Raw genomic sequence first — 23047 nt, forward strand, 5'->3', positions numbered from 1 at the left:
TTTCTTTAAATGTGTCGAAATTGTGACTTTTTATTAATATACTGCAAAAAAATACATTTCAAACGCATAATTCTGCGTTTGAAATGTATTTTTATTTACTTATTCGTTTTTGAGATCCATTTGTAATTCTCTGAACCGATGGGATATGCGATGTAATCTTGTAACTCTGCTTTTTGGAGATATGCGCGTCCGCCTTGGTATAGCGGCACCAATGTAGCGTTATCTTTGAGTAAAATTTGCTCGGCTTTTAGAAGTGCTTCCCATCGTTTTTCTGGGTCATTGGATAGTGATCCTTTTGCGCCTAGTACTAGCTTGTCATACTCTGCATTAGAAAAACCGGTGTGATTTCCTGGGCTGTCTGTTAGGAATAGGTTGAGATACGTTAATGGATCTGAGTAGTCTCCGCCCCATCCGCCTAGTAGCATTTCATAGTCTTGGCTAATATCGGCTACGAAACTTGCTTTTTGTGTGACTGTTTTAATGTTGACAGTTAAGCCTGGCAGATTTTTTTGAAGCTGGTCTTGCATGAACTCTGTTTGTTGTTTTTGCAGGGATGAATCGCCGGCTGTTAAGGCAATGATTAAACTTGATTTACCGATTTCTTTTAACCCTGATTCCCAGTATTTCTTAGCTTCTGTTGGATTATAGCTTAAAAGATCGCCATTTTGTTCGCGGAAATCTTCTTTTGTTTTTGGATCAAACATGATTTTAGCAGGTACATTTCCGTTTAGTACAGCTGAACCGTTAGCAAGTAAACGGTCTACCATGGATTGTTTATCGATCGCCATGGCCAGTGCGCGGCGGATATTGACGTTTGCTAGGTCCGTTTTCTGGCCGTCTTTGCCTTGATTCATTTTAAGGTAGACGGAGCGCCCTGTGAATGTTTTATTGAAATCGGGATCATCTTTGTATTTGGAAACGAATTCGCCGTCAAGTTCGATACGATCTAGTTTCTCTGTTGTGTATAGATTTAATGCCTGATTCGTATCTTTTACAACCTGAACGTGGATTTTATTCGCTTTCACGTTCTTTTTGTCCCAATATTTATTATTCTTAACGTAATCCCATGTTTTTTTCGTGCCGTCCCAATTCTCTAGTTTGAATGGGCCGTTGGAAATGAGGTTTTCGCTGGATAGAGCGTAGCGGTCGCCTTGGCTCTCAATGTACGCTTGGTTTTGCGGGAAAAATGTGCCAGTCGTCAGCAAGTCTTTGAAAATTGGTACTGGGTTTTCAAGCTCCACTTGTAGCGTTTTATCGTCCAATGCTTTGACACCAAGCTGATCTGGGTCCATGTCACCTTTCAAAATTTGCGTCGCGTTCTTCACGATTTCTTCCATCTGCGGGCCATATGCGGCAGCTGATTTCGGATCGACGACTTTTTTCCATGCGTATTCGAAATCGGCGGCGGTCACTGGTGTTCCATTCGACCACTCGGCATCTTCACGAATTTTGAAAATCAGCGTTTTACCGCCATCTTTTTCTTCTGGTTCTGCGGCAGCCATGGCGAGTGCTGGTTTGCCATCTTTATCTAAACGGTATAATCCTTCATATACTTGATTAATGGCTCTAAAACTGACGCTATTGTCTGCCGTCGTTGGATTCACGCCCGGTATTTCGCCTGTTTCCATGATGTTAATCGTGCTGGTTTCTTTTTTCTCCGTGTCTTTCACTGCATCTTTTGACTGACAAGCGGCAAGTAATAAAAGTCCTAACAGCATTAGGATGCCTAACATTTTTTTGCGCAAAATCATGTCCCCCTTTGTATTTTGGCCGAAAAAAAAGACCAAAGATTTGCCTCCTATTCGAAGACATCTCTTAGGTCTCATTAAACCATAAACTGTATCTATTGTAAACTGGAACTGTACTATTTTTTATTTAAGTAGACGCCTGATCCGACAATAACAATTGTCATCGATAATAGCGCTGCGAGCATGAAAATAGAGGGATCGTTAAACATGAAAATGCCGAATAATAAGAAGGTGAATCCAACTACCGATAACGTTATAACAGTTATTTTTCTCAAAATATTTCGTGATCTTGCGTCTATCTTTTTAAAGCCGATAAGTGTGAGCCATAAGAATATCTTTTTGGAATTTGACAGGTAGAGTGCCGTTAAGACTAGAAGGGCTCCAACAAGTAGTAGACTGTAGCGGCCTGTTGGGATTTCGTAGCCTAGACTGAACAGGATAATCGTCACCTGGATGATGGCTAGTAAGATTAGTAATGCGTAGAACATGTACTCAAATTCCAACCGATTATCTGGTTTTACTTTCTCTTTCCCGTAGTATTCTGTGCCGGTAAACATCACCATAAGGAAAGGAATTAAAATTAAGCCAAGCCATTTTTGGACGAACATATCAGGTGAAAAATCCGTTCCAAAATGTACCGCTACCTCGCTTGGGAGTAGTGGGTACGTTGCTAAGGTTAAAACTAGTGTCGAAAAAATAACCATGCTTGGAAACATTCCAATTCTTTTCATTCGTCTCGCCTCTTTCCTACATTTAAATTTGGCGATACGTGGCTAATTCAGCTCGGTCCTTGGCTATCCTGACGTTTTTTAAAGTTCCCAGATACGCTGCTGTGTCGTGATAACCGCGCTCTGTCAAAGCACGCGTCGCAGGCAAATATACAACAACCGAGAAACCTGCTCTTGAAAGCTGTTCCACCGTCGTTTTTACACAAAAATCAAAGGCTAATCCTCCAACAATAACTAGGTCTATGTCTCGCTCTCTCAGAAATTCAATCACGCCTGTCGACAAGTTCTCGCGAATATCGTGATAGCAGGCGCCATATGGATGCAAATCTGGCTCCATTCCTTTCCAAACAAAGAGATCGTATTCGGATGGGTGTGGCATGTCATCGAGTAGCTCAAAGCCTGGTGTGCCCGGAACGCAATGTTTCACCCATGTGAGATCAGCATCTGGAAAATCGAGTGACGCCAACATTTCTTCGGGCGCCTCGACGGTCCAAACGGCTTGTTCGGGATGCGCGTCTTTACTACCAATGCGAATGCTGCCCATCGTCGCCATAAATTGGAGTTCCGGCACGATGAGATGGCCTTCAGGAATGGGTAGTTCTTCTGGGCAAAGTGGCGTGAAACCTTTTTGTACGTCGACATCAAAAGTTGCTATTTTCATGATTCATTACTCCTTTTTGCGATACGTCATCTGTGTAAACTGGCCAAATTTCACGACTTCTTCAAGATGTAAAAGTTCTCGTGCTCCTTTTTCAAAAAGGGGTGTGCCGTCTCCGAGAATAATCGAGGCAACCGTGATGATGAAGCGGTCGATTTGATTTTCCTCCAAGAATTTTTTCACTAGTTGAGCGCCGCCGACAAGCCAAATACTCTTACCTTCTGTTGTTTCGAGCCAATTTTTAACAGAGCCATTTACGAATGCTGCGTTTTCGTCTTTTGTACCCGCTTTTTCATTGGAAAAAACATAAACGTGCTTCTTGCTGTATGGAAATGTGTCCGTGAGCGTGAATAATTGTTTGTAGGTTGTGTGCCCCATTACGACGGTATCGATCTCATCTAGAAACGTTGTGTAGCCGTTATCACCCTTGCCTTCAATCTCTTCTAACCAGCCTACACTGCCAGTTACGTCCGCTATATATCCGTCTAAACTCATGGCTATGAATAGGTCAATTCGTTTTTCTGTCATCCTAATCAAATCCCTTCACTACTAGTTTTCCGATTGATTTTCCGGATTCTAAAATTCGGTGTGCTTCTTTTATCGTTGTCGCATTTATCGGCGTTAATGTCTGGTTTAAGGTTGATTTTAAAAAGCCAGCTTCGAATAATTGCGCGGCCTTTGTTAGAATATCGTGTTGGCGTACTTTGTCTATCGTATTATATTTGGATCTGGTGAACATGAATTCGTAGCTCACCGTTACGCTTTTATCTTTGATGAGGCTCATGGAAACCGGATTTTGAAGCTCTACGATGGAGCAAATATGACCTTGTGGCAAAATAATTTCTTGCATCGCATCCCAGTAAGCATCTGTATTATGTAGGCATAAAATATAATCTACACCGTCAAAACCGAGTCCTTTTAACTGTGGCAAAAGTGGCTCGCGATGATTGATGACATGCGTCGCGCCTTGCTGTTTGGCCCATGCAACCGTCTCGTCTCTTGAGGCCGTCGTGATAACTTCAAGACCCGCCCACGCGGCAAGTTGTGTGGCAATCGAACCGACACCGCCTGAACCATTGATGATAAGGAGTGATTTTCCAGCATCGGCGTCAGGGTTGATCCGGATTCGGTCGAACAATGCTTCCCATGCGGTGATTAGCGTAAGTGGCATGGCTGCGGCTTCTTCGATGGATAAATTAGCTGGTTTCGCGCCAACGAGATGTTCATCGACAAGCTGGAACTCGGCGTAACTTCCTGGTCGTGTCACGTCCCCTGCATAATAAACGGCATCCCCAACTTGGAACAATTCGACAGCGTCACCGATTTCCGTCACGATTCCGACCGCGTCCCAACCGAGAATTCGTGGGGTTTCTTCCACAGTATCTTTTGGTGCGCGTAGTTTGGTATCGACGGGATTGACTGATATCGCTTGAATTTGGACGAGTAAATCGTGTCCGCTAGCTTTTGGTGTTTCGCATGTGAGATCTAAGAAGCTTTCTTCGGCTTCGATTGGTAAATATTTGTATAGTCCTACAATTTTCATTTTTCAACACCTCGCTTTTTATTATTCCCCGTCTCCTTGGAAATAATGCATGGATTGGGAATATTTTTGTGGCAAACGAAAAACGCGAACTGGAATGTCCGCGTGGTCCTTAGATTTGTAGGTTTTTATGAACGCTTGCCATAACGAGTGTACGCAGCTTATCTTGGTTGATCATAAAAGTACCTCCATGTAGTTTCTTAGAATTTTGTCTACTTTTAGTAATTTGGCATAGATCATTAATGTGTTTAGGTCTTTGTCCGATCTTGTAAAATAGCTTTTTAAGGCAGTGGATAGGATTTGGATATCGGTGTTGTTGCGATTAGCAAGGATGTCACAGATGGTTTTTTCTTTATCGTATACGTCAATCGGGTTGCCGTATGGACTGTTCATTTGGATTATTCCTGCGTTGTATCTTTCTTCCACCGCTCTTTTTACCGTCATTTGTTCCTTTTCTTTGAGGTAGTAGGATGTCGACGCCTGATTTTTTGGCTAATTTTGCGGTTTCTTGGTTGATGCCATTTAATCCACAAATAGCCTTACACCAAAACTAGATAGTCACCCAAGTTAACCATCTGAACTAGCATTATCACAAAAAATCAGTTATACTTATATCGCTATCTGAAAGCGTTAACAATAATATTGTAATAATCAGGAGGTATGAAATGAAGAAGAGTTATTGGTTCATTGGTTTAGGTGTTATCCTGCTTATCGTGGCTGGAATCGCCGGTTTTAATGTGTGGGGTAAAGATAAAAAACAGGAGCAGGCGTCAGAATTAGTCGAAAAGGCCCCAAATTCGGAAGTCTCGAATTTCAAGAATGTGATTGATATCTCTGCCAATCCTACCGAAAATATGTATGGAAATTATGATACGAATCACTTTAACAATTTTTCCGATTTAGGCGCTTGGCATGGTTATTATTTGCCTGATGGGAATACATCCGAAATACTAGGCGGTTTCGCTGGTCCGGTCATTCTTGCTGAGGAATATCCGTCGAATTTAGCGAAAACGTTTGATAAAATCCAAATGACGAATGATGATACGAAGTCGGTGTACGATTTGAGTAAAGCTAGTACCGATTTTGCATACTATCCAGGCAAATTAGTCCAAACGTATGAGCTCGAGGATTTGACGTTGAAATTAGACTTGATTTTTGCTAGCAATCGTACGGCACTTGTCAAAACGAAAATCACGAATAAAACAGATAAACCGCTGCATTTATCGCTTTCGTGGCAAGGGACTTTGCTTAATAAATTGAATGACGGTAGTGACCAAATCGACTTGAAGCAAACGCTTGAATCCACGCCAAATGGTATCCAAGTGAATTTTCCGAATATAAGAGAAATGTGGACGTTCTTCTCGACGACCCAGACGAAATATTCGATTTATCATGATATGCCGGTTACAAACGATGTTGCTGCGAATACATATACATCGAAGGCGAAAAGTCCGATTACAATCGCTCCCAGCAAGGATTTCGCGACATATGCCGTGGAAAGTTACACCTTCACTGACAAGGAATTGCAGGCTGAAAAAGCGAATTGGGATTCCTATATCACGGATCAGGATCAGCTTTTCCAGGATAACAACAAGCGCTGGCAAGGCTATTTAGACAAAACTTTTGCCGATAAAAAAAGCAAGAGCCATCCAGAATATAAAAATGCAGCTGTGAAAACGATTGAGACGCTGACAACAAATTGGCGTAGTCCGGCTGGTGCGATCAAGCATGATGGTATTGTGCCGTCGATGTCTTATAAATGGTTTATTGGGTTGTGGTCATGGGATTCATGGAAAGAAGCCGTCGCGACGGTGAATTTCAATCCAGAACTGGCCAAAAATAGCGTACGTGCCTTATTCGATTATCAAATTCAAAAAGACGATCCGAACTTGCCACAAGATTCTGGCGCGATTATTGATGCCATTTTCTACAATAAAACACCAGAGCGTGGCGGAGACGGTGGAAACTGGAACGAGCGCAATTCGAAGCCACCACTTTCCGCTTGGGCAGTTTGGAATATTTATACAGAGACAAAAGATAAAGACTTCCTCAAAGAAATGTATCCGAAGCTCGTCGCTTATCACGATTGGTGGTACACGAACCGCGACCACAACAAAAACGGCATCGCGGAGTACGGCAGTATGGTCAGTGCCGCCAACTGGAAAAAAGACGCGAACGACAAGAATATCAAGGATGCGAATGGTAATTTTGAGCTGAATGACGAAGCTGTTATCGAGGCCGCTGCATGGGAAAGTGGTATGGATAATGCCGTCCGTTTTGACAAAGATGGCGTTGGGAAAAATGATCCCGGCGTGCTCGTTTTTGAAAATAAAGATAGCGCAGATAAAGTCATCGGTTACTCGATCAATCAAGAATCCGTCGATTTAAACGCCTACCTTTACGCCGAAAAAGGCTTCCTAGTTTCCATGGCAAAAGAGCTCGGCAAAGATGACGATGCTGATAAATACAAAAAAGAAGCCGAAAAAGTCCAAACCTACATCGAAAAAAATATGTACGACAAAGACACCGGTTTCTATTACGACCTGCAGATAAATGACGATAATTCTAAAACAAAACTGCTTGTCAATCGCGGCAAAGGAACAGAAGGCTGGATTCCACTTTGGGCGAAGCTTTCCGATGAAGACAAAGCAGCGAGCGTACGTGAAAACATGCTTTCGCCAAATAAATTCAATACCTATGTGCCGTTCCCAACCGCATCAAAAGACAATTCACGATTCAGCGCAACAGAATACTGGCGCGGACCAGTGTGGCTCGATCAAGCATTGTTTGGCGTCGAAGCCTTACAAAATTACGGCTACAAATCAGACGCAACCTTCCTATCGAAAAACCTATTTAACCACGCGAATGGCTTAATGGGCAACGGACCGATTCACGAAAACTATGATCCGCTTACCGGAGATGGCCTGAGTACGAAAAACTTCAGCTGGTCCTCCGCCGCGTATTATTTAATGTACCAAAATACGATTGTAGGAGACAAAACGACCAGTCAAACTGGGATAAAATAAGACAAAAAAAGAAGCAGGAAGTCCTGTATAGCGCCATTATAAAAAATGGGGTATACGAGATTCCTGCTCCTTTTCCGTTCTAAATATCCTTTTATCCAAGTCTCACTCTTTTTTTCTACCAACGCGTCTCCGGATTTTGTTTTGAACCCGCTGAAATGCCAAAAACTGTCCACGCGAACGTTTGAGTTTCTTGTACCTTTTCGGGTTTTTCTGATAAAACTGTTGATGGAAATTTTCAGCTGGCCAAAAGGTCGTTGCGGATTCAATGGCGGTCACGATAGGATGCTTGTACTTCCCAGATGCCGCTAAATCTCGCTTTGACTGTTCGGCAATTTGCCGCTGCTCCCCGTTTGCCACAAAAATAACTGGCCTGTAGCTACTGCCACGATCCGCCATTTGACCATATGCATCCGTCGGGTCAGTCAGCTGCCAGTAAAGCTCGACTAACTCTTTATAATTCCAAACGCGCGTATCGAAAATAATCTCAACAGCCTCCACATGCCCAGTATAGCCGCCAAGCACCTGCTCATATGTTGGATTATCCATATGCCCGCCAGTGTAACCCGATATAACCGAGATAATCCCCGGTTGCGTCTCAAACGGCTCAACCATACACCAAAAACAACCACCAGCAAAAATCGCGCGCGCCTGATGTGGCCCGTCTTTCGCGTAATGTATCGCTAAGTCGAATGAACTGCCAGCCATTGGATCATCTGTTATTTTTAAATAAAAATCCGTAACGTCGGGCGTCAAGTTATTTCTTAGAGCCAGTGGACGCAATTCGGCTTCTAGTTTCGCAATCTGATCGTCAAAATTTGCTCCGCTGTCGATTTCCAGTTTGGCCGCCCGTAATAGAGTTCGTTCCCAATCTCGGGTAGCTGGATTGAGCAGTAAATTGTAGAGGTCAGCGATAATTTCGGTTTGGTTGGTTTTCATTTTCGGAGCCACCTTTGCGATTTGTTTGCCGTTTTATTGGACATAAAGGTATAGTTGGCGTCAGCTTGCGATAGCTACAGCAATTTTCGCATCCTGAAAATGCGCTGCTAAACCTTGTGAGAGCGCTTGGTCTGTCACAAAGCGTTCGATATCTTCAAAAGCCCTAGCCGCAGAGACGTTTAGCTACTCACTAAGTTCGTTGACGGACACTGTTTTTTGTTCTTAAACCCTATGTAAAATCACACTTTCATTCTACCACATGCCTGCCACTAATTGTAGTATCTGGCAACCAAAAGAGAGTCTAAGCAAGTTCTGTGCCCAATCCTGATTTTCTGAATGTGTCGATGGCGATGATTTCACCTTTGTCTTTCGTTCGTTATCGATTATCGCTAAAAAACGACAAAAAAAGCCGAAACAGTCATCGATTTTTAAGTCGATAGCCTGTTTCAGCTTTCTACATTGCTATTTTCAGAGCACATTCATCAGCCAAATAATAAAGAAGACGAGGGAAAACGTTGCTGTTCTCCAAATAAACTTAGAACCCTTCCAAACCAGCTGACCATTGGCCCCCTGTTGCTGTTCCCGATACGTTTCCACATCTAAGCTAGCCGTCCCGTCCGTCAAGATATTAACGACGATCGGCGCATGATTCCGCGTATCTATTTTTTCACGCAACGGAAAGCTATACTCCACCCCACAAATCGTGAAATTCAGCTCGCACACCGTTGACTTCGAAGCTGGAAGATACAGACTACGCCTCTCCCCAATTCGGAAAACATTCCCCCGCTGACGCTGATTCCCACTTACCAAATATGTATCAAAAAGTGTATGCCTTGTCTTATTCTCTATTTTTATCTCATGAGCAATCACCGGCCCAGCAAACAAATCCGTCAAATGAGACATGCTTTTCACCCCTTCAATCATTTACCCTTTTTTATTCCCGTACGATTTATCACCATGATGCGGACATCTCATATGGTACCGAATGAATAATCCCAACCAAGACATAACTTCCCGACATAGCACAATAGCCGTTGCGACCAACTCCCGCAAGGCTCCCCATAAACTTCCTCGCATACGCTTCATCCCTTTTTGATTTTAGAATCATTTATAACAAAAGGACTCGAAGCAAGTTCACTATATAACATAGAAAACTACCTGAATCCTCGTCACGAAACCCTATCACATTCATCTCAAAAATTAGTGATTTTGTCTTTATCTAACAAATAAGACCCAAATATATCATTTTTATTTACTTAAGTGCTAGCCGAAGTAAGTTGTATGTTATATAATGGATTTAAGCCTTATTTTTCACTCAATGATTACTTATTATAGTTAACCTACAATTAGCCAGATTAAAGTCTCTGCCATGTGCCTCTCACTCCTCTGTTATCTTTCGCTGTTATCACAATAATATAGCTAATCTGTGTAAGTTTGTTATTTCTGTTCCTTATTTCCATCAAATAAACTATATGTTTGGAGGCGCTATCTTGAATTTTGGAGAAACCATTAAGAAAATTAGAAAAGATAAAAACTTCACGCAAAAGGAGCTATCAGAAGGGATTCTAACTAGATCTCACCTTTCTCAAATTGAGACAAATAATTATTACCCTTCCTATGATAAGTTTTTCTTACTCCTAAACAGGTTAAATATTGTTTTTGAGGAATTTCTATTTGTTCAAAACGATCAAAAAATGCTTTTCAATCAGCATATAAGGTCACAAATTAGTGAAGCGGCAAATATGGATGATACAGAGAAACTTAAGAATCTAGCCGTTACAGCAAAAGACTTGTATGAAAAAACCGAAAATATAACATACTATCACTATATGTTGATTTGTAAAGCTTTAATATCATACAGTATTAGCCATACGGTGAACGACGATATGATTCAATTTGTCACACCAATCAAAGACTACTTATTTGGAATGGATAATTGGTATTTGTATGAACTAAAATTATTTAACAATATCATCTATGCCCTAACAGTAGATGAAGCTCTATTATTTGCACGTACATCATTGAGACGGCTAGCAAACTTCCAATATTTTCTAGAATTCCAACATATTGAACAGAATATTTATACGAATTTATCAACACTTTGTCTAGAGCATAAGAATTTCCAAGCTGCAAAAGATTTTGCAGAAATTGCGATAGAAAAAGCAAAGAAATATATGTTGGTTTATGAAAAAGTTTGTTCCGAAGTAAATCACGCTATTGCCCGCATTAAGCTTGGCGAAAATGGAAACGCATACGAAGTCATTGAGAAAAATATGCTTATTCTTGAATACTTAGAATTTGATAGCTTACATGGGCATTTTTCAGAGTTCTTGAAGAAATTTGAGATTAGCATAGAAGCTTGAGTTTGAAGAATCTAACATTTTCATAAAAAAAGAAGCAGAATATCACGAATCCCATTTTTTCGGGCATTACGTGAATTCTGCTTTACATTATCTATAATTAACCTTCTACTCTGCCATCCCAATATCCAAAACATGAAAAACGTTCGTAGTTTCCTTATCATGGTTCATAAATACTAAAGCAAAGTTAACACCATCTATTAATTCTTTTTTCTCTAATTCTGTAGGTTTACTTTTTAAGGGTAGTATGACTTTATATTCATACCCAAAATTCCCAGTTTTCATAGAGGTCAAATCGTTAGAATAGATTGGTGGATTTTCCTTATCTAGTAAGTTATTGAACTTATCATGACCCTCTGCCTCAATAACGCTATAATATGACGGTTGCTTTGTATTGCGAAACTTGGTATCTAACGCTTCTGTATACTTTACTTCGAAACTAATCTCGAGGTTGTTGCCAATAAGTTCAAATACAGGTTTATTCATCTGCATATTCGCCGGTATTTCTTTTTGATAATCTTCAATAGATGCATATTGTTTCTCTTTTACATCAACTACATTATTCGGTTTTGGTGTTTTATCTGTTTTTGTTTCATCAGGTGATGTACATCCTGAAATAGTCAATGCAAAAACAAGTCCGATTAACCCAACTGTTAAGTACCTCAAAACTTATAACCCTTTGGATGTTTTATTGGAGTACTCTGCTGTAGAATAGCTAGAGCTTACATAGGTCTTACTAGTAAGATTTCCTCTACTGTACCTAGCCATATAACCTGTAGTCGCATAGGTTTTTGATCCGTATTTGATTGTTGTCTTGGTTTTAGCTGGTATCGACCAAGCATAAGTAACTGTGACTTTAGATGTTTTACCAAAGCTTCCTTCTGCTTTGACACCTACTTTTGCTGTTAGAATACCGAACTCTGCCGATGTTGAAACCCCAGCCTTCACGAATTTTTCACGAGTAACAGAACGTGATACTTTATCTGCTGTTGAACTATTATTAGTAACCTCTGCTGTATAACTTATTTTGGTGCCCGCGCTTTTGGTAGAAGGCATATATACCGTTTCATCGTAAGCCACATAGCGTAAAAGGGGCTTACTCTCCTCAAAAACTTCTTCTCCATCAATAGCATCTTCGTAGTGTATTTCTGTTCCAACTTGCCCATCTTCAGTAACAAAAGTATCTTCCAAATCACTTGCTTTAACGTTTTGTGCTGCAACCGGGCTCAATGTTGACAATAATAGAGCCGAAGCAATAACAACCGTCCCCATCTTCTTTTTTGTTGACATGTACTACACTCCCTTTAAAATTATAATGTATTTCTTCATTCTTTTTATAACGTTAAATTACATATATTCATCCATTTCTTAACCACAAAACCTGAGTATACAAACCATTTAATAAATCAAAACATGCTAAGCCTATTTGATTCAATTTCACGGCATTCACCTCACAGTTAATTGTATTTAGATTTCTGTTTTATATAATTCATATAAAAAGTTGATATTATTCTTAATATTTAGTATAATTATTAATTAGTAGTTTACTAAATGCTAAGTTGGTATCTAATCTATACTTTCATATTAATTGTTTTATTTATAGAATAGTAATTGTGTTATCTATATCTATCAAGAATTTATTACGGAGGTACAAAACTATGAATTTTGGAGAAACAATCAAAAAAATCCGCACAGATAAAAAAATAACACAAGCCCAATTATCAGAAGGTATCATGGCTAGAAACCATTTATCACAAGTTGAAAATAACAACTATTTCCCAGCTTATGATAAATTTTTCTCACTGATTGATAGATTAAATATCAATTTTGAAGAATTTCTTTATATCCAAGATGATCAAAAAATCTTATTCAGTAGGAAAATACCCTCTCAGATTAGTCAGGCTGCGAGCTTAAATAATAATGCGCAGTTGGATTCTTTGGCTAATGAAGCAAATGAATTATACAAGCAGACTGGTAACATTACATACTATCACTCTATGCTGATCTGCAAAGCATTAATTGCGTATAATCTTAATCTTACTATTAGTCAAGAAATGATTGACTATGTTACACCTATTAAAGACTATTTATTTAAGATGGATAACTGGTATCTCTACGAACTTAAATTATTTAATAATATAATCTACGCGCTAACATTGGAGGAAGCATTATTATTTTCACGCACCTCATTGAAACGACTAGATATTTTCCAACATTTTTTAGAATCTCAACATATCGAACAATGTATTTATACAAATCTATCTACTCTTTGCTTAGAATACGGAGATTTTAAAGCCGCTAAAAAATTGGCAGTTACTGCTGTTGATACAGCAATGAAATTTACATTAGTTTATGAGATGGTTTGTTCAAAATTAAATCATGCCATTGCGTGTATTAAACTTGGAGAGGATGGAAATGCATATGAAGTAATCAAGAAAAATATGCGTATCCTTGAATACCTGGAACTTGATACTGCACATGAACATTTTTTAAATTTTTTGAAGAAATTTGATATTGATATACCAGTATGAATTGATTCAACTTTCAAGTACTTCTTCGCATATATAAAGAAGCAGAATATCTCGAGCCCCATTTTTTGTCAGGCATATATTTTATTTTGGAAGGTGATCTTATGAATCTTAAGCAATTTGTGAAATCCAACTGGTTCCTCATTCTGGGATTAATCTTTTTTATCGCAATATTTTCTTACGTTAGCTTTACTAGCCGATTTTTTTATTATCTATTAGTGAGTGGCGCAGGTGTATTAACTTTCATATTAATGATGTTAATAGACTACTGGAAGAATAAAGGCAAGTATAGAAGAATTACTTGAAATCTGGTTTTATCATAGATTAAAGAAGCCCTATCAGCGATTCCTCCATTCCTAATAAGAGCAAAAAACTAGGTATCCTAAAGAAAGCACCCGATAAGGAAGTATTATTGAATAGTGGTAGAGGCATATTTTGAATGCCTCTATTTTTTATGCAATCTGGTCTACGAGTGATGCTAGGTCACCTAATCCAAATTTATAGTGTACTTCAATTTGTTTGCCTTCATGAATAATTATCTTATCGATCAGTTCATGTAGTAATTCTGGAGTGAGCGTCTTAAAGTTGATATGCTTTCGTACAAACTTCCGAAGTTCTCGAATATATGCATTTACATCAAGCTCAGTTTGTATTTCTTGTGTTGCGTCCATTACTTGTTGTTTCAGTAATGCCTGCTCATCTTCATAGGTACTTGATAATTTATCAAATCGTTCGGCATTGATGCGACCATTTACCATATCTTCATACAGCTGTGGAAAAATAGCATCTAATTCAGCCATTCGCTTTTGTGCGATGTTCAGCTGTTTTTGCTCTTTTTCAGCTTGCTTTCGTCGTGCTTGTTGGTCACCTTTAAATACTGCCTGAAAAAAAGCTTGTTCGTTCGCTTGAATCGTTGCCATCGTTTTTCTTAGATTCGTCGCAACAAGCTCCTCTAGCACAACCGAGCGAATGTAATGTGCGCTACAAGTGACTGTTCGACGGCGATACGAAGAACATATATAATTTTCCTGATTTCGACTGACACTTTTACCACGACAAAAGTATAATTTCTGACCACAGTCAGCACAATATAGAAGTCCTGAAAAAAGTGGTAATTCGTTTTGTTTCGTTGGTCGGCGTTTATGCTGACGTAATGATTGCACCGTATCAAAGACACTTTGTTCAACGATTGCCTCATGTGTATTTTCGAATATCACCCAGTCTTTTTTATCACGGTGTATTGATCGTTTATCTTTAAACGATTTCACTTGGGTACGAAAATTGACTGTGTGTCCAATGTATTCCTGTTTTTCAAGGGTATCTGCAACAGCGTGATAATTCCAATGATAAGGGTCATGTGAAAGCTTGCTTCTTGGTTTCCTTCCTTGACTATGCGCATAATGCGTTGGTGTCAATACACGGTCTTCTCTCAGGATTCGGGCAATTTGTGATGGACCGTATCCATCAATACACAGTTGGAACATCCGTTTGACAATATTCCCCGCAATTTCATCTACGAGCCATTTGTTAGGGTTTTCTGGGTCTTTCACATAGCCATACGGTGGAATTGTTGCTAGTGGTATACCCGACATACCTTTTGCTTTAAAAACAGCCCGTATTTTCTTACTGGTATCTCTTGAATAAAACTCATTGAATAAGTTTCTAATAGGGGTTAATTCGTTTTCACCTTTTTCACTATCTACGCCGTCATTGATCGCAATAAAATGAATGCTATGTTCAGGAAACATAATATCGGTGTATAAACCGACTTGTAAATAATCTCGTCCAAACCTTGACATATCTTTGACGATAACCGTGCCAACAAGTCCTGCTTCAATGTCAGTTAGCATGGCTTGAAATCCTTTGCGTTTGAATGTTGTCCCACTGATACCATCATCAATATAGAATTTGGTATTTCGCATACTATGTGTCTTGGCATATTCACTTAACATTTTCTTTTGATTCACAATACTATTACTTTCGCCTTCACGCTCATCATCATTTGATAAACGTACATAAAGAGCGGTTATTTTGTTTGTTGATTCTTGTCTCATAATTCCTCCTTCTGACAATCAAACAAACAGGATAATGTATAACTATTATACGTTGTTTTTCCCGTTTGTTCCAATACATTCAGCAGTAGGTAGTTCACTCAAATGATTCATCAAAATACGTGTCATCTTTTGGTGCAACGTTTCTGTTGGCTGTGTTGGAAAAACGGAAATAATTTGATAGGTATGTTTACCAATCAGTTGTTCTGAAAACAGTTTATTTTCTTCGCTCAATATTGACCTCCTCTCATTACTATTACAAGTGAAACTCGTATTTTGGCAAGAAAATCAAAAAATAATTTAATTTCCCAGAGTAATACTTTTCGTTTCAACTATCCAATTTGGACAGAATAGTGACTATAAAGGTTTTTTATACCCCTACACTAATACTACAATTCAAAAACCTGATTTGGTCAGTTAAGTAGCAAAAAAGAGTATAAAAATAGATCCCTTACACGAATACTACGATTGAGTAGTGAAGTTTGGTCATGAACGAGCGAAAAAAGTTTATTTCGTTTTTATAAATTGAAGTCCTTCTTCAAAAGCGACACGATAAATATAAAGAAATGCCTCCACTTGATATTTTTCTAAAGCATCAAGATAGGTATTTATTTCGGGTTGTCGCAGTAATTCCAGTTGGTCGCGTACCTGATAAAAGTGATTACTTCTTTTTTGAAAGTCTTCATGGTTCGTATCAGCTTCAAAAATGGCTTGTATACGCGCTAAACAGAACTGGTCAAAATCATGCGCTATGGTTTGGCTATGCATCAGCTATTCACCTCCATCGTTGTAAAATCAAGATAGCAGGTATTGTCTTGGATACTGAAATTCTTTGTTACTAACTGCAAATTATAAGTAGCTAGTACCGCTTGTATTTCCGTATGCAGGATGGGCAGTAACGCACATAGTTTTGCGGTATCTTGAATATCAATGGAGTAGTGACAAAACTTGGTTTGAATCACGAATGCTACTTTATCAGCTGTTCCGCTTATTTTTTGAAGGTGAACGGATAAATCAGGTTTAACCAGTAATGAAAAGGTGTCTGTGTTAAAATCAAAATTCATATTCTTCTTCACCTTCCTTTCTGTTTGTGATGGCATCAAAAGCCACCTGCATACCCATTCTGAATCCTTGCATATATGTTGTTGCCGACTTTGCCAATTGCGCTTCTGATTTCTGGTCGTTCATACGGTCGTAGGTTACTTTCATTTCATCATCTAATAACGAATAGAAAGTTTGTTCTAATTCAGGATCACACCGATGCTTACTATCATGTTGTTTTGGATTCTTGTGTAATTGTTCTATTTTTTCGGTCATTATATCACCTCCCATTAAGTATGTATCAACATTATATCCTAATTAAGGATATAAAACAATATCCATAATACGGATGAAATATAATATGAGCAAAGGAGGCGGAATGATGGCTTATAAAAATATCCGTGCGATTCGGGAAGATAATGATATTACTCAGGCACAAATGGCAACCTACCTCAGTATTTCGCAACATACATATAGTCGATACGAAACTGGTGAAATTGAATGGACGGCGGGAACACTAATTAAAGTAGCAGACTATTTTGGTGTGAGCATCGATTATTTACTTGATCGTACAACTACAAAAGAATTAGCTTGATAGATAAGATATACATTTCAAAAAAGTATTAACCAAATTGAGGTTGATGCTTTTTTTATTGCAAAAAACACAATTCCTTTGACTAAATTAACTCTTATAATCGTAGTATTAGTGAGGAAAATTTATATTAATTGTTGTATTTAGTATAGGAGCTTTTCAACTAAATTCACTCAACTATGACCAAATCGAAAGTTTCAATTGTAGTATTAGTATAGAGAGCTATAGAATAGCAAGCACTGGATATGGTGCCCCATATCCAAATTTCACCCCGTTCCGCTATCGCGGTTCGTGTTTGAAATTGCTTGTTGGGGAAATCCCCAAACCCCTATTTTTACAATCATATACAGAAAGGATGGAAATCTAACATGACAAACAGAAAAAGAAATAACGAACTCAAATTCCGAGTAACCGAGGAAGAGAAGGCATTTATTGAAATGAAAATGAAAGAAGCAGGAATAACAAACAGAGAAGCTTATTTACGAAAGATGGCGATTGATGGTGCAATCGTTATTTCAAATCATACTGAAACCAAAAGGCTTATTTTAGAACTCAATAAAATTGGCAACAACATCAATCAAATAACACATGTTGCGAACAATAACAAAACCATTTCCCAAGAAGATATAGAAATAATAAAGGAGCTGATGCAAAACATATGGCAGTTACAAAGATATGGGCTATCAAAAAAACACTCGGCAAAGCAATAAAGTATATTTTAAATCCTGAAAAGACGCAATATGTTTCTAGTTATGCGTGTGCACCAGAGACCGCAGATTTAGAATTCGAATTGACACTGGATGAAAATAGTCGTTCAGGTGGTGTGAATAAAGCCTATCATATGATTCAATCATTCAAACCTGAGGAAATTACACCGATACTTGCGCATGAGATTGGGAAACAGCTTTTAGAACAACATCTACAAGGAAAATATGAATATGTTCTAACGACGCATGTCGATAAAGACCACATCCACAATCATGTTATTTTCTGCGCCTCAAGCTTTGTGACGCACACCAAATATAACGATTGCGATAAGACCTATTACCAATTGCGCGAAACAAGTGATACCTTGTGCGCCGAACATGGTTTATCGGTGATTCCACCGAACCAAAATAAAGGAAAAAGTTATCATGAATGGCAAAAGGATCAGCAAGGCGATAGTTGGAAAACACAGTTAAAAGAAATGATAGACACGTGTATTCAAACAAGTAAAGATTTTGAAACATTTACAGCGAGCATGCAAGCGCAAGGCTATGAACTCAAATATGGGAAACACCTAGCATTTCGTGCTGAAAAACAGAAACGATTTACCAGAGGGAAAACATTAGGTGAAGCATATACCGAAGAAAATATCAAAGCTCGTATTGCAGACAGTTGCACGCTGCCAGTGAAAAAGAACAAAAAAATAAACCTAACGAATCAGCCGTTGAGTGTGATGCTTGCATTAGATAAAAATAAGAAAGTACTTGAAAGTAAAGGTTACGAGCAATGGGCAAAGATTCATAATCTCAAGCATGGCGCAAAGACACTCAATCTTTTACAAGCATACGGTATCCACTCATTAGCGGAATGGGAAGAAAAGAAAATCAGTCATCAAGAAGTAATGAATACGTGTACAAGTGAAATAAAAACAATCGAAAAGGAACTCGCTCATGTACAAGCGATACTAAAACAGCTCACTATCTATGCGGATACCAAAACAAGCATGTCTAAAACACCAAAAAATAAGCGAAAGACACCCGAATATGAATCCGCTACGCTCTTAAACAAAACAGCTAAAAAAGCGCTCCAAGAGGATCATATTACACCGAGTAAGCAAATAAAGACTGAACTACAACATCAAGTCCAAATACTACAAAAGAAACAACAACAATTATACAAAGAACATAAAGCGCTCAAACAAACACAAAAGCAATATCATATTATTGAACAAAATCTAATGCAACTCCTCAAGCCAACTATCAAAAAATCATTTGACAGAGAACAATAAAGTCAGGAAGCTAACGCCTTCCACTTCGTTGCAGTTGTTCCCACACCAAAACCGAAGTGGTTGTCACCAACCCTTTCTATTTTGGTATGTTCGCAGGGTATAGATGCAATACTGGATTGGGGTGCATTTCACGGGTGAAAAACGCACTAAATCATGGGGTTACACCAAGACTTAGCGCATTATTTGTTACTCGTTCATGTCATTGTTCAACTTATCTTGGCGAGCTTTTTCTTCGCCTTCATCTTGTTGTGCTTTTAAATTATACAGAACCGATATGATCCCTGCAAAAATATACAAAAATCCAACGGTAGGGTTAACATATACAACTTCTATTAAATTGGCGCATAACAAAAGAATACCACTTAAAAGAAGAAAGATAATTTGTTTGGCAGAAATATACCAAGTCATAAATGAGGCAACCACTAAGCCACAAATACCATGAATAACTAATCCAAGTCCTATCAAACCAAGGATAGAGAGTTCCTGTTCTGTTCCGTCTCCCGTGAAAGAGATGATAAAGGCAATAAGCGCAAAAACAAATTCTACAACACAAACAATTCGTACTAAAATTCTAGCTGTTAATAGCATGTTTTTCGTTCCCTTCTCAGAAATGTAAGCTGATTTATTTTAATACATGTTTTGAAAAATGAACGCTCTTACGTCTATACGCTCGAGAGTTCACAAATCTATAATTTCATTGTAGTATACCTTTTTTTGTTGCAAGTATGACAGTAATTTCTATAGTCATATCAATTGTTAAATTTAGGTTGTGTCAGAATAAAAGTTAGATTATAATGGATTTAGGAACATTTTGTGATAAAAAGTGCAAATAAAAACGGGGGGAAGATACTATGTTTGATAGTGAGGAATTAACTAGTGCTAAAAGAAAACATCAGAAATACGAAGACTTGATCACAAAAGCCAACTATTTACAAGCTCAAATTGAAAACGCTCGCATGTGCGCTGTTGATTTAGATTCTGTGGGATGGCTAGATGCCAACTATGCACCTCATGTGCTCATAGATGACAAAACACGCCTTGTGCTCGAAATGGCTCGAGAAATGCGTAAAAAGCATAATGACCAAATGGAAGATTTGTACGCTTTGAAAAAATCAGCGCAAAACAAGCTATATTCGTGCGCATTAGAAATCAATCAGTTGGAGGCGAAAGCAAATGAGTCGTGAGCAATTATACAATGATAATTGGTATAAAGCATGGACAGAACTAGCGCACGTAAAAACGATGTTGGATGATACACTATCGCAAGCCAAAGCATTGCAAGCAAATGTAGATAGTATGCAATGGAGTGGCGAACACTATAACCATATCCGTGCATTGCTTGAAATGGTGGTTGCTTATCATGGCGCATTACTAAATAGTGCTGTGGAATTAAATGAAACACTGTATCAGTTTGGACAAACCTATAAAGCATTTGAAAACATGGATGCCTATCTTGGGATTAAAGGTGTTACATATGACTGGTAAAACATTATATGCAGATGAACTATATTACTTGGCAGAATATCAAGATATTTCCATGCTTTTTGGTATTCCATATGAGGCACCAAGTCCCGCATCGATGGAAGGCTTAATAAAAAAAGAAATATTAACCTCTACTGGAGGGTTATCACAAGTAACGGTAAACTATGTAGAATTAATTAGAAAATATACACAAGCTGACCGCTATGTGCATATTCAGCAATATATCTTCGCTCTTTTTGATGATGGACTTTGTATTATTTTAAAACAAGTCACCATCAAGGATACGATTCAATTTGAACTACTTGTTGGCGATGCTTTACTTATGCTTCAAATCGCGCTCAACCACCCAATATTGAAACACGCCGCAAATAAGTATTTTGAAGAAATAACCGCAAAACCATTAGAAAATATGACACTTCGCTTTTCCTTTGCAGTGCCAACCTTAGTGATAGAAATATTTGATCATGTGGGGCAATTAGAAGCACAGCTAGCCATTGGACTAGAGAATAATCAATACTATCAATTAGATGAGCAGAACAAATTGACAACCATTATGGATATTGACCCATTTGAATGGTTTGTCAGTAAAGTGCCACAAATTACAACGATTGCCGAAGAAAGAATCAAGGAGGCTCAACAATTATGAGTGAAATTGTTATAAATCCAGACGAATTAGAACAAGTCACTGCAACCTTAAATCAACTCATGGAATCGATTATTCATACAGCTATGCCTGCATTTAATAATGTGAAAAACAGTGCCTTTTATATAGAGGGAGAAGCAAAAGAAGAAGTTGAACGTATCTTGAATAAAAGTATGACCGAAGTCAATGGGATGGATGTCATGCAAATGGGTGCGGATTTTGCAGGTAAAGTACAAATGCTTGCGACCTACTATAATCTTATCAATGAGTATTGTATTGATGCTATGATCACATTCAAAGAAACAGATGAAAAAATGGCTAAGCTTTGGGAGAAAACCTGCGAGGAGGCTCTGGGATAATGGCAGAACAAATCTATATGAAACTTGACGACCTAGAAAATTATAAACAAGACCTATTCAAGCGCTTAGATGAAGCTGTCAATCAATTTTATAACGTTGACCGTTTGTTCAAGCAAATGGACGATTATTTATATGATGAAGGTTTATCCAATGAGTTCTATTTCAGCTATACGTCACAACATCAGAAAATTGATAACCTCCACGGAAAGCTATGGACTTTGACAAACAATATTGTTAAAATTTATCATGAGGCAAGTGAAACGATTGATAAGCCGTTTAAGAAGAATATGGAGCAGTTTGCGGAGCGCTTAAGTTTAGTGGATATTAATGAGTACAGCGTAAAAACAAGCGGTATATCCGTTCAAGGTGAATCATGGCAAGCTGGTGATAGCATTTCTGCCCCTTCTACTGCCTACGCTACATTTACAACGAAAAACAGTGTCGACTTTATGGATCTGATGAACAGTGATTTCACACGTAAAATGAAGCAAAAACAATATCAAGAGTTCTTAGAAATGACAGGACAATTAGATTTTCAGGTCAACTACGAAACCTTTGTAAATACACTCTATCGCCAGACAGATTTTAATTATGAAACTGGTATAGAAAAAGTAACGAACATTATTTCAACGGGTCTTGTTATCGTTTGTGTGGGTGGTCTGGTTGTCATGAGTGGTGGTGCACTCGTTGGTGTTGCAGTTCCAGGTTGGCTTGGTACAACAACAATGGTCGCTGGTGGTGTCCTGAGTGCACAAAATTTAGGGCATGCGATAACTGGACTTGATATTAACGGGAATCCTCTCAGTCAAAAAGAACGTGAAGCTTATATACTCAGTGCAGGAACAGATATTGCTTTTATGGTTGCAGGATTTGGTTTGAATAAGATTTTAGGTAAGCAGGCTAATATGCGCTTCATCAATAACCTTGATGAAACAGATAATATATATCAAAACTCAAAATATATAAATGGAGAATTTCGTCAAGGTGGTGCGGGACATACCTACCGTGGTTTTGCGAAGGCAAAAGGTGGTGTTGCTGGGGGACATGTAGAAAACACACTGGGCGACCAAATTAAAGTATTTGATCGCATTCCCAACCCACCTATCAATAATCAACCCTATCAAAGTGTTCATCAAAATATAATTTCTGGATTCGTTGAAGAACCTAAAACCATGTTCCCTAAAAATTGGACTGTAACACAAGTTGATACAGCAATTCAAGAAGCTTACCAAACGAAATATTATACGAATTTTAAAAATAGATGGGTTGGTAAAACAAGTTCTGGAATGAAAATAATGTTTTTCATTGATAAAGAGGGCAATATTTCTAGTGCGTTTCCGATAATAGATTAGAGAGAAGGAT

Annotated in this window: 28 protein-coding genes and 1 pseudogene; 11 read left to right on the forward strand and 18 right to left on the reverse strand. The window is 38.4% G+C overall.

Annotation, left to right across the window (positions count from 1 at the left end; genetic code table 11):
• Positions 1 to 95 precede the first annotated feature (95 nt).
• The 6 genes from HCJ66_RS04145 to HCJ66_RS04170 all read right to left on the reverse strand — a co-directional run bounded on the left by HCJ66_RS04145 (position 96) and on the right by HCJ66_RS04170 (position 5118).
• The gene (locus tag HCJ66_RS04145) at positions 96 to 1733 is read right to left on the reverse strand and encodes a peptide ABC transporter substrate-binding protein (RefSeq protein ID WP_425489616.1); all 1638 of its coding nucleotides are present in this window, start codon (positions 1731 to 1733) and stop codon (positions 96 to 98) included.
• 131 nt (positions 1734 to 1864) lie between these two features.
• The gene (locus HCJ66_RS04150; protein ID WP_187132024.1) at positions 1865 to 2479 is read right to left on the reverse strand and encodes a DUF1648 domain-containing protein; all 615 of its coding nucleotides are present in this window, start codon (positions 2477 to 2479) and stop codon (positions 1865 to 1867) included.
• A gap of 22 nt (positions 2480 to 2501) precedes the next feature.
• Positions 2502 to 3137: an isochorismatase family protein gene (locus HCJ66_RS04155; protein ID WP_187132025.1), complete on the reverse strand. Its 636-nt coding sequence runs from the start codon at positions 3135 to 3137 to the stop codon at positions 2502 to 2504.
• Positions 3138 to 3143: 6 nt separating this feature from the next.
• Entirely contained in the window at positions 3144 to 3662 is a 519-nt protein-coding gene (locus tag HCJ66_RS04160) for a dihydrofolate reductase family protein (RefSeq protein WP_187132026.1), read from the reverse strand.
• Position 3663: 1 nt separating this feature from the next.
• Positions 3664 to 4677, reverse strand: coding sequence for a zinc-binding alcohol dehydrogenase family protein (locus HCJ66_RS04165; protein WP_187132027.1), 1014 nt, complete (start codon positions 4675 to 4677; stop codon positions 3664 to 3666).
• A 171-nt stretch (positions 4678 to 4848) separates the two neighbouring features.
• Positions 4849 to 5118 (reverse strand): type IV toxin-antitoxin system AbiEi family antitoxin domain-containing protein, encoded by a 270-nt coding sequence (locus tag HCJ66_RS04170; protein ID WP_187132028.1) that lies wholly within the window; start codon positions 5116 to 5118, stop codon positions 4849 to 4851.
• 221 nt (positions 5119 to 5339) lie between these two features.
• Here HCJ66_RS04170 and ygjK point away from each other — a divergent pair, with 221 nt between their 5' ends.
• The gene (gene ygjK / locus HCJ66_RS04175) at positions 5340 to 7700 is read left to right on the forward strand and encodes an alpha-glucosidase (protein ID WP_187132029.1); all 2361 of its coding nucleotides are present in this window, start codon (positions 5340 to 5342) and stop codon (positions 7698 to 7700) included.
• Positions 7701 to 7802: 102 nt separating this feature from the next.
• On the opposite strand, the gene msrA is transcribed toward ygjK, so the two are convergent.
• The 4 genes and pseudogenes from msrA to HCJ66_RS04190 all read right to left on the reverse strand — a co-directional run bounded on the left by msrA (position 7803) and on the right by HCJ66_RS04190 (position 9713).
• On the reverse strand, positions 7803 to 8405 hold the full coding sequence (gene msrA / locus HCJ66_RS16310; protein ID WP_343068959.1) for a peptide-methionine (S)-S-oxide reductase MsrA: 603 nt from the start codon (positions 8403 to 8405) through the stop codon (positions 7803 to 7805).
• Between the two features lie 15 nt (positions 8406 to 8420).
• A pseudogene (locus HCJ66_RS16405) lies at positions 8421 to 8636 on the reverse strand (bacteriocin immunity family protein); the annotation flags it as partial.
• 468 nt (positions 8637 to 9104) lie between these two features.
• Positions 9105 to 9539, reverse strand: coding sequence for a hypothetical protein (locus HCJ66_RS04185; RefSeq protein ID WP_187132031.1), 435 nt, complete (start codon positions 9537 to 9539; stop codon positions 9105 to 9107).
• 21 nt (positions 9540 to 9560) lie between these two features.
• On the reverse strand, positions 9561 to 9713 hold the full coding sequence (locus HCJ66_RS04190; RefSeq protein WP_187132032.1) for a hypothetical protein: 153 nt from the start codon (positions 9711 to 9713) through the stop codon (positions 9561 to 9563).
• A 413-nt stretch (positions 9714 to 10126) separates the two neighbouring features.
• Between HCJ66_RS04190 and HCJ66_RS04195 the strand changes: the two genes are divergently transcribed.
• Positions 10127 to 10999, forward strand: coding sequence for a helix-turn-helix domain-containing protein (locus HCJ66_RS04195; RefSeq protein ID WP_187132033.1), 873 nt, complete (start codon positions 10127 to 10129; stop codon positions 10997 to 10999).
• Between the two features lie 105 nt (positions 11000 to 11104).
• Here HCJ66_RS04195 and HCJ66_RS04200 read toward each other — a convergent pair whose 3' ends face one another.
• Positions 11105 to 11662 carry a hypothetical protein gene (locus tag HCJ66_RS04200; RefSeq protein WP_187132034.1) on the reverse strand — a complete coding sequence of 186 codons (558 nt, stop codon included), beginning with the start codon at positions 11660 to 11662 and terminating at the stop codon, positions 11105 to 11107.
• Between the two features lie 3 nt (positions 11663 to 11665).
• Positions 11666 to 12286: a hypothetical protein gene (locus HCJ66_RS04205; RefSeq protein ID WP_187132035.1), complete on the reverse strand. Its 621-nt coding sequence runs from the start codon at positions 12284 to 12286 to the stop codon at positions 11666 to 11668.
• Between the two features lie 368 nt (positions 12287 to 12654).
• On the opposite strand from HCJ66_RS04205, the gene HCJ66_RS04210 reads away from it, so the two are divergent.
• A complete protein-coding gene (locus HCJ66_RS04210; protein WP_187132036.1) occupies positions 12655 to 13527 on the forward strand; it encodes a helix-turn-helix domain-containing protein in 873 nt (290 codons plus the stop codon).
• 449 nt (positions 13528 to 13976) lie between these two features.
• Here HCJ66_RS04210 and HCJ66_RS04215 read toward each other — a convergent pair whose 3' ends face one another.
• From HCJ66_RS04215 to HCJ66_RS04235, 5 genes are all read right to left on the reverse strand, one after another.
• Positions 13977 to 15578, reverse strand: a complete 1602-nt coding sequence (locus HCJ66_RS04215; RefSeq protein WP_187132037.1) for a recombinase family protein — start codon at positions 15576 to 15578, stop codon at positions 13977 to 13979.
• A gap of 45 nt (positions 15579 to 15623) precedes the next feature.
• Positions 15624 to 15809, reverse strand: coding sequence for a hypothetical protein (locus HCJ66_RS04220; protein WP_187132038.1), 186 nt, complete (start codon positions 15807 to 15809; stop codon positions 15624 to 15626).
• 273 nt (positions 15810 to 16082) lie between these two features.
• Positions 16083 to 16343, reverse strand: a complete 261-nt coding sequence (locus HCJ66_RS04225; RefSeq protein ID WP_187132039.1) for a hypothetical protein — start codon at positions 16341 to 16343, stop codon at positions 16083 to 16085.
• Positions 16343 to 16675 (reverse strand): hypothetical protein, encoded by a 333-nt coding sequence (locus HCJ66_RS04230; RefSeq protein WP_246438554.1) that lies wholly within the window; start codon positions 16673 to 16675, stop codon positions 16343 to 16345. The genes HCJ66_RS04225 and HCJ66_RS04230 overlap by 1 nt, the downstream gene beginning before the upstream one ends.
• The gene (locus HCJ66_RS04235) at positions 16629 to 16892 is read right to left on the reverse strand and encodes a hypothetical protein (RefSeq protein ID WP_187132119.1); all 264 of its coding nucleotides are present in this window, start codon (positions 16890 to 16892) and stop codon (positions 16629 to 16631) included. Before HCJ66_RS04235 ends, HCJ66_RS04230 begins: the two co-directional genes overlap by 47 nt.
• A 103-nt stretch (positions 16893 to 16995) precedes the next feature.
• Between HCJ66_RS04235 and HCJ66_RS04240 the strand changes: the two genes are divergently transcribed.
• The 3 genes from HCJ66_RS04240 (at position 16996) to HCJ66_RS04250 (ending at position 19201) form a co-directional block, all read left to right on the forward strand.
• Positions 16996 to 17211, forward strand: coding sequence for a helix-turn-helix domain-containing protein (locus HCJ66_RS04240; protein WP_425489614.1), 216 nt, complete (start codon positions 16996 to 16998; stop codon positions 17209 to 17211).
• Between the two features lie 365 nt (positions 17212 to 17576).
• Entirely contained in the window at positions 17577 to 17918 is a 342-nt protein-coding gene (locus tag HCJ66_RS04245) for a plasmid mobilization protein (protein WP_187132040.1), read from the forward strand.
• Entirely contained in the window at positions 17867 to 19201 is a 1335-nt protein-coding gene (locus HCJ66_RS04250) for a relaxase/mobilization nuclease domain-containing protein (RefSeq protein ID WP_187132041.1), read from the forward strand. The genes HCJ66_RS04245 and HCJ66_RS04250 overlap by 52 nt, the downstream gene beginning before the upstream one ends.
• A 186-nt stretch (positions 19202 to 19387) precedes the next feature.
• Here the strand turns inward: HCJ66_RS04250 and HCJ66_RS04255 are convergent, their stop codons facing one another.
• Complete coding sequence (locus tag HCJ66_RS04255) at positions 19388 to 19789, reverse strand: hypothetical protein (protein ID WP_187132042.1); 402 nt, start codon at positions 19787 to 19789, stop codon at positions 19388 to 19390.
• Between the two features lie 263 nt (positions 19790 to 20052).
• On the opposite strand from HCJ66_RS04255, the gene HCJ66_RS04260 reads away from it, so the two are divergent.
• Genes HCJ66_RS04260 through HCJ66_RS04280 form a run of 5 tightly spaced genes read left to right on the forward strand, consistent with a single transcriptional unit; the run spans position 20053 to position 23037 of the window.
• Positions 20053 to 20385: a hypothetical protein gene (locus HCJ66_RS04260; protein WP_187132043.1), complete on the forward strand. Its 333-nt coding sequence runs from the start codon at positions 20053 to 20055 to the stop codon at positions 20383 to 20385.
• Positions 20375 to 20686, forward strand: coding sequence for a hypothetical protein (locus tag HCJ66_RS04265; RefSeq protein WP_187132044.1), 312 nt, complete (start codon positions 20375 to 20377; stop codon positions 20684 to 20686). Before HCJ66_RS04260 ends, HCJ66_RS04265 begins: the two co-directional genes overlap by 11 nt.
• Positions 20676 to 21329 (forward strand): DUF5081 family protein, encoded by a 654-nt coding sequence (locus HCJ66_RS04270; protein ID WP_187132045.1) that lies wholly within the window; start codon positions 20676 to 20678, stop codon positions 21327 to 21329. The genes HCJ66_RS04265 and HCJ66_RS04270 overlap by 11 nt, the downstream gene beginning before the upstream one ends.
• The gene (locus HCJ66_RS04275) at positions 21326 to 21685 is read left to right on the forward strand and encodes a hypothetical protein (RefSeq protein ID WP_185427703.1); all 360 of its coding nucleotides are present in this window, start codon (positions 21326 to 21328) and stop codon (positions 21683 to 21685) included. The genes HCJ66_RS04270 and HCJ66_RS04275 overlap by 4 nt, the downstream gene beginning before the upstream one ends.
• Entirely contained in the window at positions 21685 to 23037 is a 1353-nt protein-coding gene (locus HCJ66_RS04280; protein ID WP_187132046.1) for an EndoU domain-containing protein, read from the forward strand. Before HCJ66_RS04275 ends, HCJ66_RS04280 begins: the two co-directional genes overlap by 1 nt.
• Positions 23038 to 23047 lie beyond the last annotated feature (10 nt).

The organism is Paenilisteria portnoyi (genome assembly GCF_014322795.1).
Classification (GTDB): Bacteria; Bacillota; Bacilli; order Lactobacillales; family Listeriaceae; genus Listeria_A; species Listeria_A portnoyi.